The following is a 15356-nucleotide window of genomic DNA, read 5'->3' on the forward strand; positions in this document are numbered from 1 at the left end:
CTCGCACAAAAAATGGCCGCCTCACAGCCAACGGCGCAGGGGCAACCAGTCACTCAGGCGTGCTATCAGTCGCCTTGACCACCCTTCGGGTTTGCGCGGCAATCCACCCGCCTGCTCCTGCCAGCGAGCCAGCCACATTCGCAGCGCCTCGCAGATCAGCGGGCAGTGCAGATGCAGCATCAGTTCGGTATTGAGAAACAGCGAGCGGGGATCGAGGTTGAGGCTGCCAAACAGCGCCCGCTCCTCCCCCAGCAGGATCAGCTTGGCGTGCAGGCTGCCGTGGCCGTGGTCAAACTCGGCAACACGGATCCCGCGCCGCAGCAACCAGCCGAGATAACGTTGGTAGGCGCCATAGACCAGTGGCACATCGGTGCTGGCCAGCGAGTTGGTGAGAATGTCGATGGCGACCCCCTGCTGGCGCAGCCGCGCCAGACGGTGCCGAAACCCGCGAGTAAGGATGAGGTAAGGGGTCACCAACCCCAGCGAGCCGGGATTGTCAGCCAGCTGGCGCCAAAGCTGGCGGGCAGTGGTGGGGCGGGAGATAAGCCCCTTGCCGGGATGGTCGAACCACACCTCGGCCCGCCCTTCATGCCACTGCAGCGGCAAATCGCTCTCGTCAAACAGCGCCGCAGGCAGATCGTAGACCGTCGCCACCGCCGGATCCGTCATGGTGAACAGGAAGTCGTTGACCACCTCTATTTCGGCGGGCAGCAGCTCGCGGCGCAGCAGATGGCGGATGGGATGACTCCAGCGGCTGTGCCAGAACTGCTCGAACCCCTGCTCCATCTGCTGACACAGGCCCCCCTGACAGGCGAGATCGAGATCCACAAAGGGGGCTTGCGGATCCAGACCGAAGTAACGATCGCCTATGTTGCGCCCGCCGATCAGCGCCAGCTTGCCATCCACCAGCAGCAGCTTGTTGTGCATCCGGTGGTTGATGCGGCGAAAGCTGAGCAGTCCCTCCAGCAGCAGTGCCAGCGGGCGCCAGCCACGCAGCCAGAAGGGGTTGAATAGCCGCACCTCGATCCCCGGGTAGTGAGCCACCATCTCCAGAAAGCGGTTGTCACCGGCATAGAGATCATCCACCAGCAGCTGCACCTTGACACCACGCCGGGCAGCGTGGAGCAGCTCGCTCAGCAGCAACTTGCCGCTACTGTCCTCCTCCCAGCTGTAGTACTGCGCCTGGATCCGCTCGCGGGCATGGCGGATCCAGTGGCAGCGCACCTTGAGCGCCAGCAGGGGATCGTCGATCAGGGCAAAGGATCCGGGGATCATGGTGTCATCCTGCTGTCATGGCCGGGTGTCATAACGCTGGCGAGCCTCTCACATACTCAAAAGGAGTTGCTGATGGAACTGCATGATACCCCGATGTTGCGCTATCTGGGCCAGCTCAGCCAGCCAGATCTCATCCCGGCCACCGGCCCCGCCCACTGGTTCCTGCAACACAGGGACGGTGGCTGGCAATTGCCGACCGTGCAGGCGACCTTGCCGGTCAACCGGCTCAGGGCTGAGCCGCTTCGATAGCGGCAGCCTTGCCCTCGATCTGGGGCAGGCTGAAACGATAGGCTACGTAGTACTTGTAGATGGTGCCGACATAGTTGATCGGCCCCTGTCCGACTTCGTTGGCCACCAGCTGATCCACGTTGCCGAACCAGACGTTGGGATCGAGCCCCAGCTTCTCCGCCTTGCCTCGCAGCGCCTGCACCCGGTTTGGCCCGGCGTTGTAGGCGGCGAGGGCAAACAGGTGGCGGTTGAGCCGATCCAGCTTGGGATCATTGAAGTAGGTATCGAGGATCAACCGCATGTAGCGGCAGGCTGCCTCCACATTTCCCTCCAGCGTGGTGAGTCTGGCGCCGTTGATGCCGACCTCCCGCCCTGTGCTGGGCAGCAACTGCATGAGGCCCACGGCCCCCTTGGGCGAGCGTGCCTTGGGATTGAGGCCGGACTCCTTGTAGCCAAGCGCCGCCAGCATCAACCAGTCGAGATCGTATTGATTGGCGTACTTCTCCAGCACCTTGCGAATGGTCGCGAGGCGCCCCATAGGATCCGGCGCCAGGATATTGCTCATCTGATCGCTGCGAACCAGCAGCCGGCGCAGGGTCATGTCGCTGTAAAGGCTGTTGCGGCTGACACTCGCCAGATAGCCATTGACCGCCTTGAGCAGCTCGGGGCTGTTCTTGCGCAGCGCCCAGGCACTGGTGCCGTTGTTGCGCAGGGGGATCAACTTGTGAGCCTTGAGGCCGGAGATCATGCCACCCAGCCAGATCCGTCCCTTGTAGCTGTCGGTCACCGTCAGGGGAATAATGCCAGCGGCCACCATCTCCAGCAGATCGCCATCCTGCAGGTATTCGGGCACCGTTTCGATATAGACAGGGGGCAGCCCCAGCTCGCGAAACAACCAGTTGAGCTGGCGCAGACTCTCGTAGTAGCTGGAGCTGGCGCGCACCCAGACCCGCCTGCCGGAAAGCTGGGTAATACGGCTGAAGGCGGGTAGGCTCTGCTGGCTCACCACCCACTCCTCTATGGATGAAATGAGCGGCCGGGAGAAGGCCACCTGTTCACGCCGGGTCGGGGTCACCGTCATGGTCGCCGCCACCAGATCGCCACGCCCCTCGGTCAGATAGTCCAGCAGCTTGTCCTGCCGCACCGGGATGTAGACCACCTTGAGTTTGACCTTCTCTTTGGCGAGATAGGTCTTGTTCAGCCAGCGCTCGAACCCTTGCAGCTGGTTGACCAGAATGCCGTACTGGGCGCCGCGATCGAGAAAATAGAAGCCGCGCTCATAGACCACCAGAGCCCTGAGTTCGCGCTTTTGCAGAATGCTTTCAAGGTCCCCGGGTTGGGGCAGACGCTGTGGCTTGAGTTCAGCCGCCAGCAGGGGAAAACAGCAGAGGGCCAGCAGAGCCCAGATCCAGCGTCGCATCACGATGGCTGCCCCTGTGCTGAAGTCACACCTGCAGCCTGTTGGCAGCACCGATCACGATAGAGGGTGGGATTGGGAGCAGAGATCCATCGCTGCGTCATGATGTTTACGCCTTCTGTTGGCCGACTCGCGCCGGGCAAAAACGTCTGTGGGATAGAGTAACTATAGAACGCCGACCCACAGCAGAAGGGTCAACACGGCAGGCAAACCTGCCGCGTTATCAGACAACTCAGATAGAGCGGGCCCGCATTTCGAAAATCAGTTTTTCGGCGGTGCAGGTGAATTGCAGGCGGGCTTTCAGGATCACGCCGTTGGCGCCCTGGGTCAGTTCGCTGCTCACTTGAGCTTCGGCAGTGACCTGTTTGGCCAGTGCTTCATAGGCAGCCAGCTTGGCGCGGGCATCCGCCTCGGCAGCGGCTTCAATAACCAGATCCATCACATCGTCGCCTTCGCCGATGATGGTGCCAATCTCGGCAAAACAGCCACAGCTGTCACAGGTTTCGTTCAGTTCAACTTTCTCGTCTACAGACATTTTCTACTCCTACTGCTTATTTCGGATGATTTGCGTCGTCACGCATCGCCTTGCGAAAATCTTTGATGGCGGTACCCAGATCCTCACCTGCACTGGCAAGACGCTTACTGCCGAAGACCAGCACAACGACCAGCAAGAGGATCAGCATATGCCAGATATGAATTCCACCGAGTCCCATAGGGATACTCCCTCACAAAGAGATATCTGTTACTTGTATCAAAATAGAGCGCAGGGATTGTTGGGCAAAATCAAGGCAGGTGCAAGTGAGCAAATAAATCATAGCCAAAAAATAGGGCGACCCTGAGGTCGCCATATTGATTGTGCTACATGTCCCCTCAACCGCTACATCCTGTACCAGTGGTTCATGCGAACCTGAGACTATTCGAGGATAAGATCGCCAAGATATGAAAACAAATGGTATAAATTCATCTTAGAATTGAATAGGATTCATATCATGCTGCTGGAACAACTGGGTCGCATCGACCTCAATTTGCTGATTATCCTGCAGGTACTGCTGGAAGAGCGCAACGGCAGCAAGGCCGCACGCCGCCTTCATCTGAGCCAGTCCGCGGTCAGCAAAGCCCTCGGCCGTCTGCGCGATACCTTCAATGATCCCCTCTTCATCCGCTCTGCCTACGGGCTGGAACCCACCGGCCGCGCCCTTGCGCTGCAACAACAGTTGCAACCCATCCTGTTGTCGCTGGACAACCTGATCCAGCCGCCCGAGTTCGACCCCGCCAGCTCGGAGCGGGAATTCGTCATCGCCAGCATGGACAGCGCCTTTACCCTGTTTGCCCCGCTCTACCTGAGCGAGCTGAAGCGGCAGGCACCAAGGATCCGCTTGCGTTACGAGGAGTGGACCGAGAACAGTCTGACCGAGATGAGTCAGGGACAGGTGGACATCGCCTTCGCGGTGCGAGAGAACTGCATCAGCTCCGATTATCGGCTCGATACCCTGCCCGACAGCATCTGTCAGCGAGTGCTGGCGGTCGATGATCTCACCTGTCTGGTGCAGCAGCACCACCCCGCGCTGCGAGAGCCCAACTGGAATCTGGAGCACTACCTCAGTTATCCCCATGTGCAGACTTACTGCGAGGGGCGGGACCGCTGGATGCTGGATCACAAGCTGGCAGAGCAGGATCTCTACCGGCGTATCGAGGCAACCGTACCCTCCTTCGAGGCGGCGCTGCGGATGGGGATGCACTCCGACATGATAGTGACGCTCTCTCGGCTCTACGCCCGCCACGCCACCCAGGTCTATCCGCTGTTGCAGTTGCCGCTGCCCATCGGGTTGGACAGCATCTCCCATCTGCTCATCTGGCATCAGCGTCACAGCGAGGATCCGGGCCACCGCTGGCTGCGGGAGCTGCTGCTGTCCCTCATCATGAGCAAACTGGAACCTGCAGCGACCACTCACGGGTGACGGCACGCCCTCTCGACAGCAAAAAAGAACGGGGCTCTGCGTAGCCCCGTTTCATTCACTTCAACATGTAAACCACTCAGCCCTGGCCGGTCACCGCCAGATAGTGATGCACCCCGTCCAGCAGCATCTGGACCGAGATCATCACCAGCAGCATGCCCATCAGCCGCTCCACCGCAGTGAGTCCCCGCTCACCCAGCAGCTTGTTGAATACCTCGTAGAACATCAGGATCACCGCGCTGGCGGCCCAGGCCATAAAGAGCGCCAGCGACCAGTCCACCATTCGGGCTGGCTCCTGATTGGCCAGCAGCATCAACGATGCGAGGATCGACGGACCGGCGATCATCGGGATCGCCATCGGCACCAGGAAGGGCTCCTCGCCCGCCGCCAGCCCGGTCACGCCCCCCTCACTCGGGAAGATCATCTTGATGGCGATCAGGAACAGGATGATACCCCCCGCAATGCTGACAGCCTCCTGCCGCAGGTTGAGGAAGCCGAGGATCTGCTGACCGACGAACAAGAACAGCATCATGATGGCCAGCGAGAAGAGCAGCTCGCGCACCATCACCTTGCGACGTCGCTTGGGATCGATATGACGCAGGATAGAGAGGAAGACTGGCAGGTTGCCCAGCGGGTCCATGATCAGAAACAGCATGACTGCGGCAGAGAAAGTATCCATACAACGCCCGGGCTACGCCCTGAATAGGGAAAATAGAGGGGGCGAAATATAGCAAAGGGCGAAGAATTGAGCGAGCGCCATGATGCGCTCGCAGCGGGATTAACCGTGGTTGCAGATCTTGTCGGCGCGGGTCTGGAAACCCTCGGCCGAGTCGATGAATTTGCCGCGGGCGGCCAGAAAGTCGATCAGCGCTTCTGCATCCATCTTGCTGGCGCTGCAGGTATGAAAACGTGCCTCGGCACCGAACCGCTCTGCCATCGCCTGTTTCAGGCTGGCACGGGTAAATTGCCCCCCTTGCGCCAACATCATTTCCATCACCTCATGACCATGAACCGATTGCGACATCTCTCACCTCAATAATGAACATATTTAATGCCAATTAAATATCTCCCCACCCGGAGGGATCTTGATATAGGCCAATAAATTGCGCATTACCTGGTCAAGGGAGTGGTCACCGCCACCGCTTTGTCGATAATGTGGCAACCCGCGTCAGGGATCGCTACACTGGCGCCCCTTTTTGGCCATCGCAGACAATGTATAAGGATATTGGCGTCATGCTGTTCCATGGAGAGGCTCTCAAGCCCTGGCAGATCTGGACCCGCCGACCACTCTGGCTCAAGACCCTGATCGGCATGCTGACAGGGGTGGGTCTGGGCGTCGGCTTTGAAGAGCAAGCCCTGCTGCTCAAGCCCCTTGGCGTCCTGTTCGTCAACACCATCCAGATGCTGATGGTGCCCCTCATTTTCTGCTCGGTCATCGCCGGTCTCACCTCGCTGCTCAAGGGCAAGGCCCTCGATCGCATCGGCAGCAAGGCGATCTGCCTCTACTTCTGCTCGACCGCCATCGCCATCTGCATCGGCCTGATGATGGGCTGGCTGCTGGAACCCGGCATGGGTGCCGACATGGGCCCCTATGAGCGGATCGGCATGTCGGAACCACCCACCCTGGCCAGCGTGCTGAGCCATCTGGTACCGAGCAATCCGGTACAGGCGATGGTGGATGGCAAGATCCTGCAAGTGATCGTCTTTGCGGTGGCGCTGGCGGTCGCCCTCAATGCCAGCGGTCGCCGTGGCCGTCCCGCCATCCTCTTCTTCACCTCGCTGGCCGAGGGGATGTTCAAGCTGACCCAGATGGTGATGGCACTCGCCCCTTACGGTGTCTGCGCCCTGATGGCCTGGATGACAGGCAAGTACGGTCTCGACCTGCTACTGCCGCTGCTCAAGGTGATCGGCGCCGTCTACCTCGGCTGTCTGCTGCACGTGCTCGGGGTCTACAGCACCCTGCTGCTCCTGCTGGCACGGCTCAATCCGCTGCACTACTTCAAGAGCATCGTTGATGCACAGGCGGTGGCCTTCACCAGCAGTTCCAGCAACTCCACCCTGCCCATCAGTCTGGCCTGCGCCGAGAAGCGGCTGGGAGTATCCCCCGCCATCACCGCCAAGGTGCTGCCCATCGGCGCCACCATCAACATGGATGGCACAGCCCTCTATCAGGGAGTGACTGCGCTGTTCGTGGCTCAGGCATTCGGGGTGGATCTGCACATGGTCGATTACCTGACCATCATCAGCATCGCCACCCTGGCCAGTATCGGCACCGCAGGCACCCCGGGCACCGGGTTGATGCTGCTGACCCTGACCCTGACGGCGGTGGGCTTGCCGCTGGAAGGGGTGGCACTGATTGCAGGCATTGACAGGATCCTCGACATGGCGCGCACCACGGTCAATGTTTCGGGGGATATTCTGGTGTCGGTGCTGATCGCCCGCAGCGAAAACGAGCTGGATCTGGCGACCTATCACGATGCCAGCGCAGGGGAAGATATCGAGTTCCCGCCGCGCTAGCGGAAGAAAGATCAGCTGTCGTGGGGATCGTGATGACAGCGCCAGCAGACGTCGAAGTTGGCGCCGTTCTCCTCCCCACACTGGCCGCACAGCCAGCCGTTACCCTGACGCTGCTGGTAACGCTCGATGACCCGTCCTGCCTTGCTGCGATCCTCGGCCCGCACCATCAGGGTCACCTGCAACATATCGACCGGCAGCTCGCCAAGGGCGCCTGACAGCCCCTCGCCATTGAGGCGCACCAGCACCCCTTCCGCCTCCAGCGCCCCTTTCAACGCGTGCGCCTCCAGGGTGTGTGAGGCGCGATAGAGATTGATCCAGTTATCCATAGCTCCCCCTTACAACAGCTTGTCGATGCCAAACTCGGCGCCGTTCTCAATCATGAAATCGATGAATGCCCGCAACTTGCGCGGCATCAGTTGCCGCTCCGGAAACAGCAAATAAATCGGCACCCTGGGTTGCTGCCACTCTGGCAGCAGGATCACCAGCTCGCCGCTGGCAAGCTCATCCTGACAGAGCATAGCGGGTAACGAAGCCAACCCCAGCCCCGCCTTCGCAGCCTCCCGGGCACAGGTAATATTATTGACCCGAAAACGGGATGGGGGGTCAACCAGCACCTCTTTGCCATCCAGCTCGAAGCACCAGTGAGAGGCGAGAAACCCGCTGCTCACCGTCACCCGCTCGTGGTTGGCCAGATCCTCCGGCCGCTCGATGACCGGGCTGCGGGCCAGATAGTCCGGGCTGGCACAGAGCAGCCTCCCGGTGCTCCAGAGTCGGCGCGCCGCCAGATTGGAGTCGCTCATGTCGCCAATCCGCACCACCGCATCCAGCCCTTCGCTGATGGGATCCACCACCCGGTTGGTCAGCTCCAGCTCCACCTGCAGGGCGGGATAGGCCTGCAAAAACTTGGCGACCAAGCGCCCGACCACCAGTTGCCCCGTCTCGATGGGCACCGCCAGTTTGAGGGTACCGGTCACCTCCTGCTGGCTGGCGCTCAGCATCAGCTCGGCTTCGGTCAGGGCATCGACCGCCTTGCTGCAGTGCAGGTAGTACTTCTCCCCCTCCTCGGTCAAAGTGAGCTGACGAGTGGAGCGATAGAGCAGACGCACTCCGAGCCGCTGTTCAAGCTCGGCGATGCGGCGGCTGACCATCGCCTTGGTCATCCCCAGCTCGCGGGCAGCCCCCGTAAACGAGCCCTTGTCGACGATACGCACCAGAATTAACGCGGCATTGAGATCCATTGTTGCACCAGTGAAACTGTATATCTCGTGAACCAATACTAATCGAAACAGTTGACCAGTGTTAGCCTGCGCCCCTTAAGTTCAGGAATCACAAAAATGAGTCAACACAAAAAAATTCCCCTGCTGGCAGCCATGATATTGGCGCTGCTCGGTCTGCTGTTCGCCGGTTACTGGTATCTTCACGGCCGCTATTTTGAAAGCACCGACAACGCCTATCTGCAAAGTGAAGTGACCGGGATCAGCTCCAAGCTACCCGGTTATATCCGCGAAGTGCTGGTCACCGACAACCAACCGGTCAAAGCGGGCCAGCTGATCGCCCGTCTCGATGATCGCGAATACAAAACCAGGGTCGCGGAGGCCGAAGCCGACCTGCGCCTCAATCAGGCGACGGCCGAAAATCTGGCCGCCACCCGCACCCAACAACTGAGCCTGATCCAGCAGGCCGAGGCCAAGGTCGCCTCCGCCAATGCCGAACAGCTGCGCGCCAGCCAGCAGGTCAACCGGATCAGTCAGCTCAACCAGCGCCACTACAGCTCGCAAGACAGTCTGGACGAGGTGCGTGCCGGCCTGCAGGTCAATCAGGCGCAAGCCCGGGAGGCCCAAGCCGCCCTGCAGGCGGCCCGTGAGCGACTGCTGGTACTGGATGCCGAACGTAAACAGAATCTGGCCAAGCTGGCATTGAGCGAAGCACAGCTGGAGCAGGCCAAGCTGGAGCTCGGCTACACCGAACTGCGGGCGCCTGCTGACGGCATAATTGGCAAGCGCAGTCTGCGGGAAGGCCTCTACGTCCAGTCCGGTATGCAGGTCGCCAGCCTGGTACCGCTGCAGCAGGTGTGGGTCGAGGCCAACTTCAAGGAGACCCAGCTCGCCCATATGCAGCCGGGCCAGAAGGTCGAAGTGGTACTCGATGCCTACCCGGATCAACCGGTCGAGGGGATCATCGACAGCCTGGCCCCGGCCACCGGCGCCAAGTTCGCCCTGTTGCCACCGGAGAATGCCACCGGCAACTTCACCAAAATTGTGCAACGGGTACCGGTCAAGATCCGCATCCCCGAGCCGGGCCCGCTGGCAGGCAAGCTGCTGCCGGGTCTCTCCACCGAAGTGATCGTGGATACCCGCACTCCTGATCCCGTGGTGGCTGCCAACTGATGGAACCCATTCCACGTCGTAACTGGATCGCGGTCATGGGGGGGCTTATCGGCGCCTTCATGGCCATCCTCGATATCCAGATCACCAATGCCTCCCTGAAGGATATTCAGGGGGCCCTGTCGGCCACCCTGAGCGAGAGCTCCTGGATCTCCACCTCCTATCTGGTGGCGGAGATGATCGCCATCCCCCTGAGCGGCTGGTTGAGCCGGGGACTGAGTGTGCGCCGCTACCTGCTCTGGACCACCGGCGCCTTTATCGCTGCCTCCGTGCTCTGCTCGTTCAGCTGGAACCTCACCAGCATGATCGTCTTCCGGGCGCTGCAAGGCTTCACCGGCGGGGCGCTGATCCCGATGGCCTTTTCCCTCATCGTCACCCTGCTGCCGCTACAGAAGCGGGCCACCGGCATGGCGCTGTTCGGCCTCTGCGCCACCTTCGCCCCCGCCATCGGCCCGACCCTCGGCGGCTGGCTCACCGAGCAGATGTCGTGGCACTACATCTTCTATCTCAACGTGCCGCCAGGATTGCTGGTGATGGCCATGCTGGCCCACGGGCTGGATAAAAAACCGGTGGACTGGGCCGTGATCAAGCGGGTAGACCTCATCGGGATTGTCACCATGGCGCTCGGCCTCGGCTTGCTGGAGGTGGTACTGGAAGAGGGCAACCGGGAGGACTGGTTCGGCTCAAGCTTCATCGTGCGACTGGCGGTCATCTCGGCGGTGGCGTTGGTGTTCTTTGTCATCAGCCAGCTGATCCGCCGTCACCCGCTGGTCAATCTGCGGCTGCTGCACAACCCGCGCTTCGCGCTGGCCTGCTTCGCCTATCTGATCCTCGGCATGGCGCTGATGGGATCTATCTATGTGCTGCCGCTCTACATGACCCAGATCCACAACTACAACGCGCTGGAAATCGGCGAAGTCCTGATGTGGATGGGGCTGCCGCAACTGCTGGTGCTACCACTGGTGCCCAAACTGACCCACAAGATAGACCCGCGCTATCTGGTGAGTTTCGGCTTCCTGATCTTCGCCGTCAGCTGCTTTATGAACGTCAACATGAGTGCCGACTACGCCGGGCCGCAGCTGATCCAGTCACTAATCGTGCGGGCGCTGGGGCAGCCCTTCATCATGGTGCCGCTCTCCCTGGTCGCCACCGCCAGCCTGAGCCACGACGAGATCCCCTCCTCCTCGACTCTGCTCAACGTGCTGCGCAACCTCGGTGGTGCGTTCGGTATCGCCATCATCGCGACCATGCTCGACAACGATACCCGCACCCATGTGCTGCAGATTGGCAGCACTCTGGCCGCCAGCAGTATCGAGGGGCAGAGCTATCTGCTGCAACTGGCCCAGAGCATGATGGCGCAGGGTTCAGGCCCCGAGATTGCTCAGCAGCAAGCCCACGCCATGCTGGCCAACACCATCAACCGGGAAGCAGCCATCATGGCCTACAACCAGGTGTTCTACATCATGGGGATCTTCCTGCTGGTCGCCAGCGGCCTGATGCTGTTGCTCAAATCCCCCGCCCCACGGGCAGCAGATGCCGAACCGCTAGAGGCGTGAAAAACCGCAGGGCATAAAACGAAAAACGGGCAAGCGCCCGTTTTTCGTTATCTGTTGCCTGCACTCAACCAGAAGACGTTATCCCGCCAGCGACCCTGCAATCAGGAATTGCGCTGCGAAGTAGCTGCTCATCACCCAGGCGCGGGCGTGGGGAAAGGGGCGGCGGAAGCGATCGAGCGCCAGCATGCTGTCGGAGAAGAGGAACATCAGCGCCCCCACCAGAGCAGCGGCAGAACCGGCAGTGAGAGAGGCGTGCCAGGCACCTGCGGCCACCCAGGCCATGCCGATGATCACCAGCATGTAGCAGAAGACCGGGATCCGCATCTCCCCCAGCTTGCCCCACAGCAGGCCGAATACCATACCGGCGATCAGCAACAGCAGCAAACCATCCACCAGATTGAGCAGCAATGGTCCTTGGGCAAAACCGACGATATAGCAGAGATGCGCGACAAGAAATGCCGCCAACCCCTGAATGAAGCGATCACTTGGCAACATCAGCAGCACATCGCCCGCCAGCGAGAGGCAGAGGCCGAGCAGGATCCAGGCGTGGGAACCGTCGTGGTCATAACTCTGGTAGCCGAACGCCCACGCGATGATAAGCAACATGGTCAGCGGCTTGCTGATATAGAACTGGCGGCTGTCTGAACCGTAGGCAGCACGGATGTGCCACCAACCTGAAGCGATGATCAAGAAACTCAATAACATGCCCTGCTCCTCACCTGTTGCTCGCAGTCATACGGCAACCGTTTTTATCATGGTGCAGGGTAACAAATTCCCTCCCCCAGTGGCAGGGGTGCTTATCAAATGGACAGACTAAGCCTAAAGTCTAATTGCCGCACCGAGTGGTTCAGGGCATAAGTGACGGGTCTGGAGGATCACCATGGAAGAAGCTATGAAGAACTATCTGCCCGCCATCGATATCATGATGTGCCATCTGGGGATCAGCTTTGAGCAGGCCTGCGAACAACTGGGTCTCAGCCAGCAGGAGCAACAGGCACTGGATCAGTTGCAGCAACAGCAGAGCCAAGCCAACTAAGCCCTCCCGTTATTGGATATCATGATGTGCCATCCGGGGATCAGCTTTGAGCAGGCCTGTGAACAGCTGGGTCTTAGCCAGCAGGAGCAACAGGCACTGGATCAGTTGCAGCAACAGCAGAGCCAAGCCAACTAGCTTGAGTTGAATCATAAAAGAGAAGACCGCCAGCAGGCGGTCTTCTCTTTTAGTCTCTGTGATAACCGGGTGGCATCATGCAATACCTGCCAGCAAACGACTCCAGTTGCGTTTACCAGCGATGAAGCCGTCCCGCAGGGCCCGGTACTCCAGTTGCAGCTTGAGGCTGTCATAGCGCGCCAGCGCCTTGCGTTTGCGCAGCTCCAGCAGCCGCTTGCGACTGGCGTAATAGTGTTGCAACTGCTGGCTCAGCTTGTCGTACTCCTCCTGCAGCAGCGCCTGCCACAGTTCGCGATCTTCCTGCTTGCGCAACTTGGCTTGTGCCCGTTTCAGCTGCATCTGCAGCCGGGCTTGTTCGATACGCTCCTCCGGCGAGGATCTGAGATCCCCCGCCAGACCACACCAGGAGGCGAGCCGGATCAACCACTTGGTCGGATCGAACTGCCACCAGTGAATGCCGTTGCGGTAGTCATTCTCGAACAGGTGGTGAAAGTTGTGGTACCCCTCGCCAAAGGTTAAAAAAGCCAGGATGCCGTTATCGCGAGCGGTATTGCGGTCGGTATAAGGCTGACTGCCCCAGATATGGGCCAGCGAGTTGATGAAGAAGGTGGTGTGGTGAGTCATCACCATCCGCAGCACGCCCGCCAACAGCAACATGCCGAGCATATCCCCGTGCCACAGGCCAAGCAGCAGCGGCAGCCCCAGATTGGCCGCCAGTGCCAGCGTCAGATAGTGACGGTGCTGAAACGCGACCACCGGGTTGTTCTGCAGATCCCGCACATTGCTGTAATCGCCATAGCGATCTCCTTGATGCTCCCGCAACATCCAGCCGATGTGGGAATACCAGAAGCCACGCCCCGCGCTGTAGGGGTCTTTATCGTTGTCATCCACATGACGATGGTGACGGCGGTGATCGGCCGACCAGTGCAGGGCCGAATTCTGCAGTGCCAACGCACCGCCGATGGCAAACAACCACTGCAAAGCGGGGTGCGCCTTGTAGGCCTTGTGCGACCAGAGCCGGTGATAGCCTGCGGTGATGGATAGACCACTCAGGCAGAACAACAACAGGAAACTGGCCCACTGCCAGAGATCGTAACCGTGGCTCATGCCGTACCAGGGTACGACAATCAACGCCACTATCCCGGAGAGGGAAAACAGAAGGGTATTGGTCAAAATAATGGGGGGTCTGGCCATCTCATTGCATCCTTTCAGCGAACAGCTGTTCGCCATTTTCTATGGTGATTTCCTCACGGTCAATGGTAAAAAAGTAGGATACAAACCTGATCCTGAGGCGCCTTCGGGTTATCATTTGTCCTCGTTAAGCTGAAGGTGACTGATTTCGTGGGTATTCGCGCTCAACAAAAAGAAAAAACCCGGCGTACATTGATCGATGCTGCATTCAGCCAACTGTGCGCCAATCGGAGTTTCTCCAATCTCAGCCTGCGGGAAGTCGCTCGTGAAGCGGGCATCGCCCCAACCTCTTTCTATCGCCACTTTCGCGACATGGAGGAGCTGGGCCTGACCCTTGTTGACGAAGGAGGTCTCACCCTGCGCCAACTGATGCGCCAGGCACGCCAGCGCATTGCCGGTGGTGGCAGTGTCATCAGCACCTCTGTGCAGACCTTTATGGAGTTCGTCGAGAACAACCCCAACATATTCCGGCTGCTGCTGCGGGAACGCTCCGGCACCTCGGCCGCCTTTCGTCAGGCGGTGGCTCGCGAAATCCAGCACTTTATCGCAGAGCTGACCGATTATCTGGAAGCCACCACAGAAGCACCACGGGAAGATGCCTACATCCAGGCAGAAGCCATGGTCACCATCGTCTTCAGTGCCGGTGCCGATGCACTCGACATGACCAGCGAAGAGTGCCGTGCACTCTCCGACCGAACAATTCGCCAACTGCGGATGATCGCCATGGGCGCCGAGGTACAAAACCAGAAGCGCCGTGAACCTCACCCATGACCACAGGATGGAGAACGATATGACTGAACAGCTTATGATCCCGAAAAAACCGCTCGCCATGGCCATGCTGATTGGTATCTGTGGCGATGCCTCTCTGGCCGTGCTGACCAACTCGGTTGTGCCTTTCTCCTTCTTCCCGCTGATTGCCCTCTGGCTGGCGGCCTATCAGCTGTTCCAGCACTATCGCCATGAACCCATGGTGGGCAACACCCCCATCTGTACCCTGCTCTGCTTCTTTATCGGTGTCTTCGGCCACTCCGCTCTGCTCAAGGTGCAATACCCGGAACTCGGCAGCAACTTCTTCTCCCTGATCATGATGCTGCTGCTACTGGCAGCACTCTCCATCAAGCTCGGCCTGAGCATTGGCAACAAAGAGAAGCCCTGATAAATCAACCGAGTGATGGTAATCAGTTGATAGATAAAGCAAAGAGGCCTTCCCGTCGGGAAGGCCTCTTTGCTTGAACGGTACCTGATTAATCCGGCAATCTCGGTATTCCCAACCCAGCCAAGCCGCTGGGCTTCAAGATCGATGTACAGATGGAAGAGGGGGTGGTCAATATGGAGCTGCCCTGTAGTCAGCAGGCAGCAGAAGCCTGATTTGACCGCCTGCAGAGTCGTTCAAATTGCTGTGAATGAAACTGATAGGGCTCGGATATAGCCAGAAAATGGTGGAAATAACCGGCTATCTGGCACTCTCTCGGCAGGTAAAAACCAAACGTTGGCGGTTTAACGCGCTAAAAATACAAAAGCCCGGTCGTGAAGCCGGGCTTTGTGTTGGTTCCGGTGTGCAACCATCGGGGTCAGTGGGTAAAAACGCCCATAGCAAAAAGGCCTTCCCATCTGGGAAGGCCTTCAAATTAGTGGCGGAGCGGACGGGACTCGAACCCGCGA

19 protein-coding genes are annotated in these 15356 nt (G+C 59.6%); 9 read left to right on the top strand and 10 right to left on the bottom strand.

Annotation, left to right across the window (positions count from 1 at the left end; genetic code table 11):
- Nucleotides 1-21: 21 nt before the first annotated feature.
- Complete coding sequence (locus tag OKB77_RS18035) at nucleotides 22-1275, bottom strand: phospholipase D-like domain-containing protein (RefSeq protein WP_150390149.1); 1254 nt, start codon at nucleotides 1273-1275, stop codon at nucleotides 22-24.
- Nucleotides 1276-1347: 72 nt separating this feature from the next.
- Here OKB77_RS18035 and OKB77_RS18040 point away from each other — a divergent pair, with 72 nt between their 5' ends.
- Nucleotides 1348-1524, top strand: coding sequence for a hypothetical protein (locus OKB77_RS18040; RefSeq protein ID WP_005339947.1), 177 nt, complete (start codon nucleotides 1348-1350; stop codon nucleotides 1522-1524).
- Here the strand turns inward: OKB77_RS18040 and OKB77_RS18045 are convergent.
- The 3 genes from OKB77_RS18045 to tatA form a co-directional block, all read right to left on the bottom strand.
- Complete coding sequence (locus OKB77_RS18045) at nucleotides 1502-2923, bottom strand: lytic transglycosylase F (protein WP_150390148.1); 1422 nt, start codon at nucleotides 2921-2923, stop codon at nucleotides 1502-1504. The two genes, OKB77_RS18040 and OKB77_RS18045, sit on opposite strands and share 23 nt — an antisense overlap.
- A 229-nt stretch (nucleotides 2924-3152) precedes the next feature.
- Entirely contained in the window at nucleotides 3153-3455 is a 303-nt protein-coding gene (locus OKB77_RS18050) for a YfcZ/YiiS family protein (protein ID WP_005339945.1), read from the bottom strand.
- Nucleotides 3456-3471: 16 nt separating this feature from the next.
- Complete coding sequence (gene tatA / locus OKB77_RS18055) at nucleotides 3472-3633, bottom strand: twin-arginine translocase TatA/TatE family subunit (RefSeq protein ID WP_005339944.1); 162 nt, start codon at nucleotides 3631-3633, stop codon at nucleotides 3472-3474.
- Between the two features lie 276 nt (nucleotides 3634-3909).
- On the opposite strand from tatA, the gene OKB77_RS18060 reads away from it, so the two are divergent.
- Nucleotides 3910-4878 carry a LysR family transcriptional regulator gene (locus OKB77_RS18060; RefSeq protein WP_005357635.1) on the top strand — a complete coding sequence of 323 codons (969 nt, stop codon included), beginning with the start codon at nucleotides 3910-3912 and terminating at the stop codon, nucleotides 4876-4878.
- A 76-nt stretch (nucleotides 4879-4954) separates the two neighbouring features.
- Here the strand turns inward: OKB77_RS18060 and OKB77_RS18065 are convergent, their stop codons facing one another.
- Nucleotides 4955-5554, bottom strand: a complete 600-nt coding sequence (locus OKB77_RS18065; protein WP_041202392.1) for a YhgN family NAAT transporter — start codon at nucleotides 5552-5554, stop codon at nucleotides 4955-4957.
- Nucleotides 5555-5653: 99 nt separating this feature from the next.
- Nucleotides 5654-5899: a YecH family metal-binding protein gene (locus OKB77_RS18070; protein ID WP_270818090.1), complete on the bottom strand. Its 246-nt coding sequence runs from the start codon at nucleotides 5897-5899 to the stop codon at nucleotides 5654-5656.
- 209 nt (nucleotides 5900-6108) lie between these two features.
- Between OKB77_RS18070 and OKB77_RS18075 the strand changes: the two genes are divergently transcribed.
- Nucleotides 6109-7392 carry a dicarboxylate/amino acid:cation symporter gene (locus tag OKB77_RS18075; protein ID WP_040069539.1) on the top strand — a complete coding sequence of 428 codons (1284 nt, stop codon included), beginning with the start codon at nucleotides 6109-6111 and terminating at the stop codon, nucleotides 7390-7392.
- A gap of 11 nt (nucleotides 7393-7403) precedes the next feature.
- Here the strand turns inward: OKB77_RS18075 and OKB77_RS18080 are convergent, their stop codons facing one another.
- Both OKB77_RS18080 and OKB77_RS18085 read right to left on the bottom strand, forming a co-directional pair.
- Nucleotides 7404-7718: a putative signal transducing protein gene (locus OKB77_RS18080; protein ID WP_005339933.1), complete on the bottom strand. Its 315-nt coding sequence runs from the start codon at nucleotides 7716-7718 to the stop codon at nucleotides 7404-7406.
- A gap of 9 nt (nucleotides 7719-7727) precedes the next feature.
- Complete coding sequence (locus tag OKB77_RS18085; protein ID WP_047434586.1) at nucleotides 7728-8630, bottom strand: LysR family transcriptional regulator; 903 nt, start codon at nucleotides 8628-8630, stop codon at nucleotides 7728-7730.
- Between the two features lie 96 nt (nucleotides 8631-8726).
- On the opposite strand from OKB77_RS18085, the gene OKB77_RS18090 reads away from it, so the two are divergent.
- On the top strand, nucleotides 8727-9779 hold the full coding sequence (locus tag OKB77_RS18090) for an HlyD family secretion protein (protein WP_005348510.1): 1053 nt from the start codon (nucleotides 8727-8729) through the stop codon (nucleotides 9777-9779).
- Nucleotides 9779-11332 (top strand): DHA2 family efflux MFS transporter permease subunit, encoded by a 1554-nt coding sequence (locus OKB77_RS18095; protein WP_150390146.1) that lies wholly within the window; start codon nucleotides 9779-9781, stop codon nucleotides 11330-11332. The genes OKB77_RS18090 and OKB77_RS18095 overlap by 1 nt, the downstream gene beginning before the upstream one ends.
- 78 nt (nucleotides 11333-11410) lie before the next feature.
- Here OKB77_RS18095 and OKB77_RS18100 read toward each other — a convergent pair whose 3' ends face one another.
- A complete protein-coding gene (locus tag OKB77_RS18100; RefSeq protein ID WP_270818091.1) occupies nucleotides 11411-12037 on the bottom strand; it encodes a lysoplasmalogenase in 627 nt (208 codons plus the stop codon).
- Between the two features lie 175 nt (nucleotides 12038-12212).
- On the opposite strand from OKB77_RS18100, the gene OKB77_RS18105 reads away from it, so the two are divergent.
- Nucleotides 12213-12368 (top strand): hypothetical protein, encoded by a 156-nt coding sequence (locus OKB77_RS18105; RefSeq protein ID WP_005348505.1) that lies wholly within the window; start codon nucleotides 12213-12215, stop codon nucleotides 12366-12368.
- A 210-nt stretch (nucleotides 12369-12578) separates the two neighbouring features.
- Here the strand turns inward: OKB77_RS18105 and OKB77_RS18110 are convergent, their stop codons facing one another.
- Nucleotides 12579-13697 carry a fatty acid desaturase gene (locus OKB77_RS18110; RefSeq protein ID WP_150390145.1) on the bottom strand — a complete coding sequence of 373 codons (1119 nt, stop codon included), beginning with the start codon at nucleotides 13695-13697 and terminating at the stop codon, nucleotides 12579-12581.
- 147 nt (nucleotides 13698-13844) lie between these two features.
- On the opposite strand from OKB77_RS18110, the gene fabR reads away from it, so the two are divergent.
- The 3 genes from fabR to OKB77_RS18125 all read left to right on the top strand — a co-directional run.
- A complete protein-coding gene (fabR, locus tag OKB77_RS18115; protein WP_005339921.1) occupies nucleotides 13845-14465 on the top strand; it encodes an HTH-type transcriptional repressor FabR in 621 nt (206 codons plus the stop codon).
- A 19-nt stretch (nucleotides 14466-14484) separates the two neighbouring features.
- The gene (locus OKB77_RS18120; protein WP_005339919.1) at nucleotides 14485-14850 is read left to right on the top strand and encodes a YijD family membrane protein; all 366 of its coding nucleotides are present in this window, start codon (nucleotides 14485-14487) and stop codon (nucleotides 14848-14850) included.
- A 247-nt stretch (nucleotides 14851-15097) separates the two neighbouring features.
- Nucleotides 15098-15356 (top strand): hypothetical protein (locus OKB77_RS18125; protein ID WP_270818092.1); only part of this gene is annotated, 259 nt, incomplete at its 3' end.

The organism is Aeromonas sp. Y318-3 (assembly GCF_027706185.1).
Taxonomy (GTDB): Bacteria; Pseudomonadota; Gammaproteobacteria; order Enterobacterales; family Aeromonadaceae; genus Aeromonas; species Aeromonas veronii.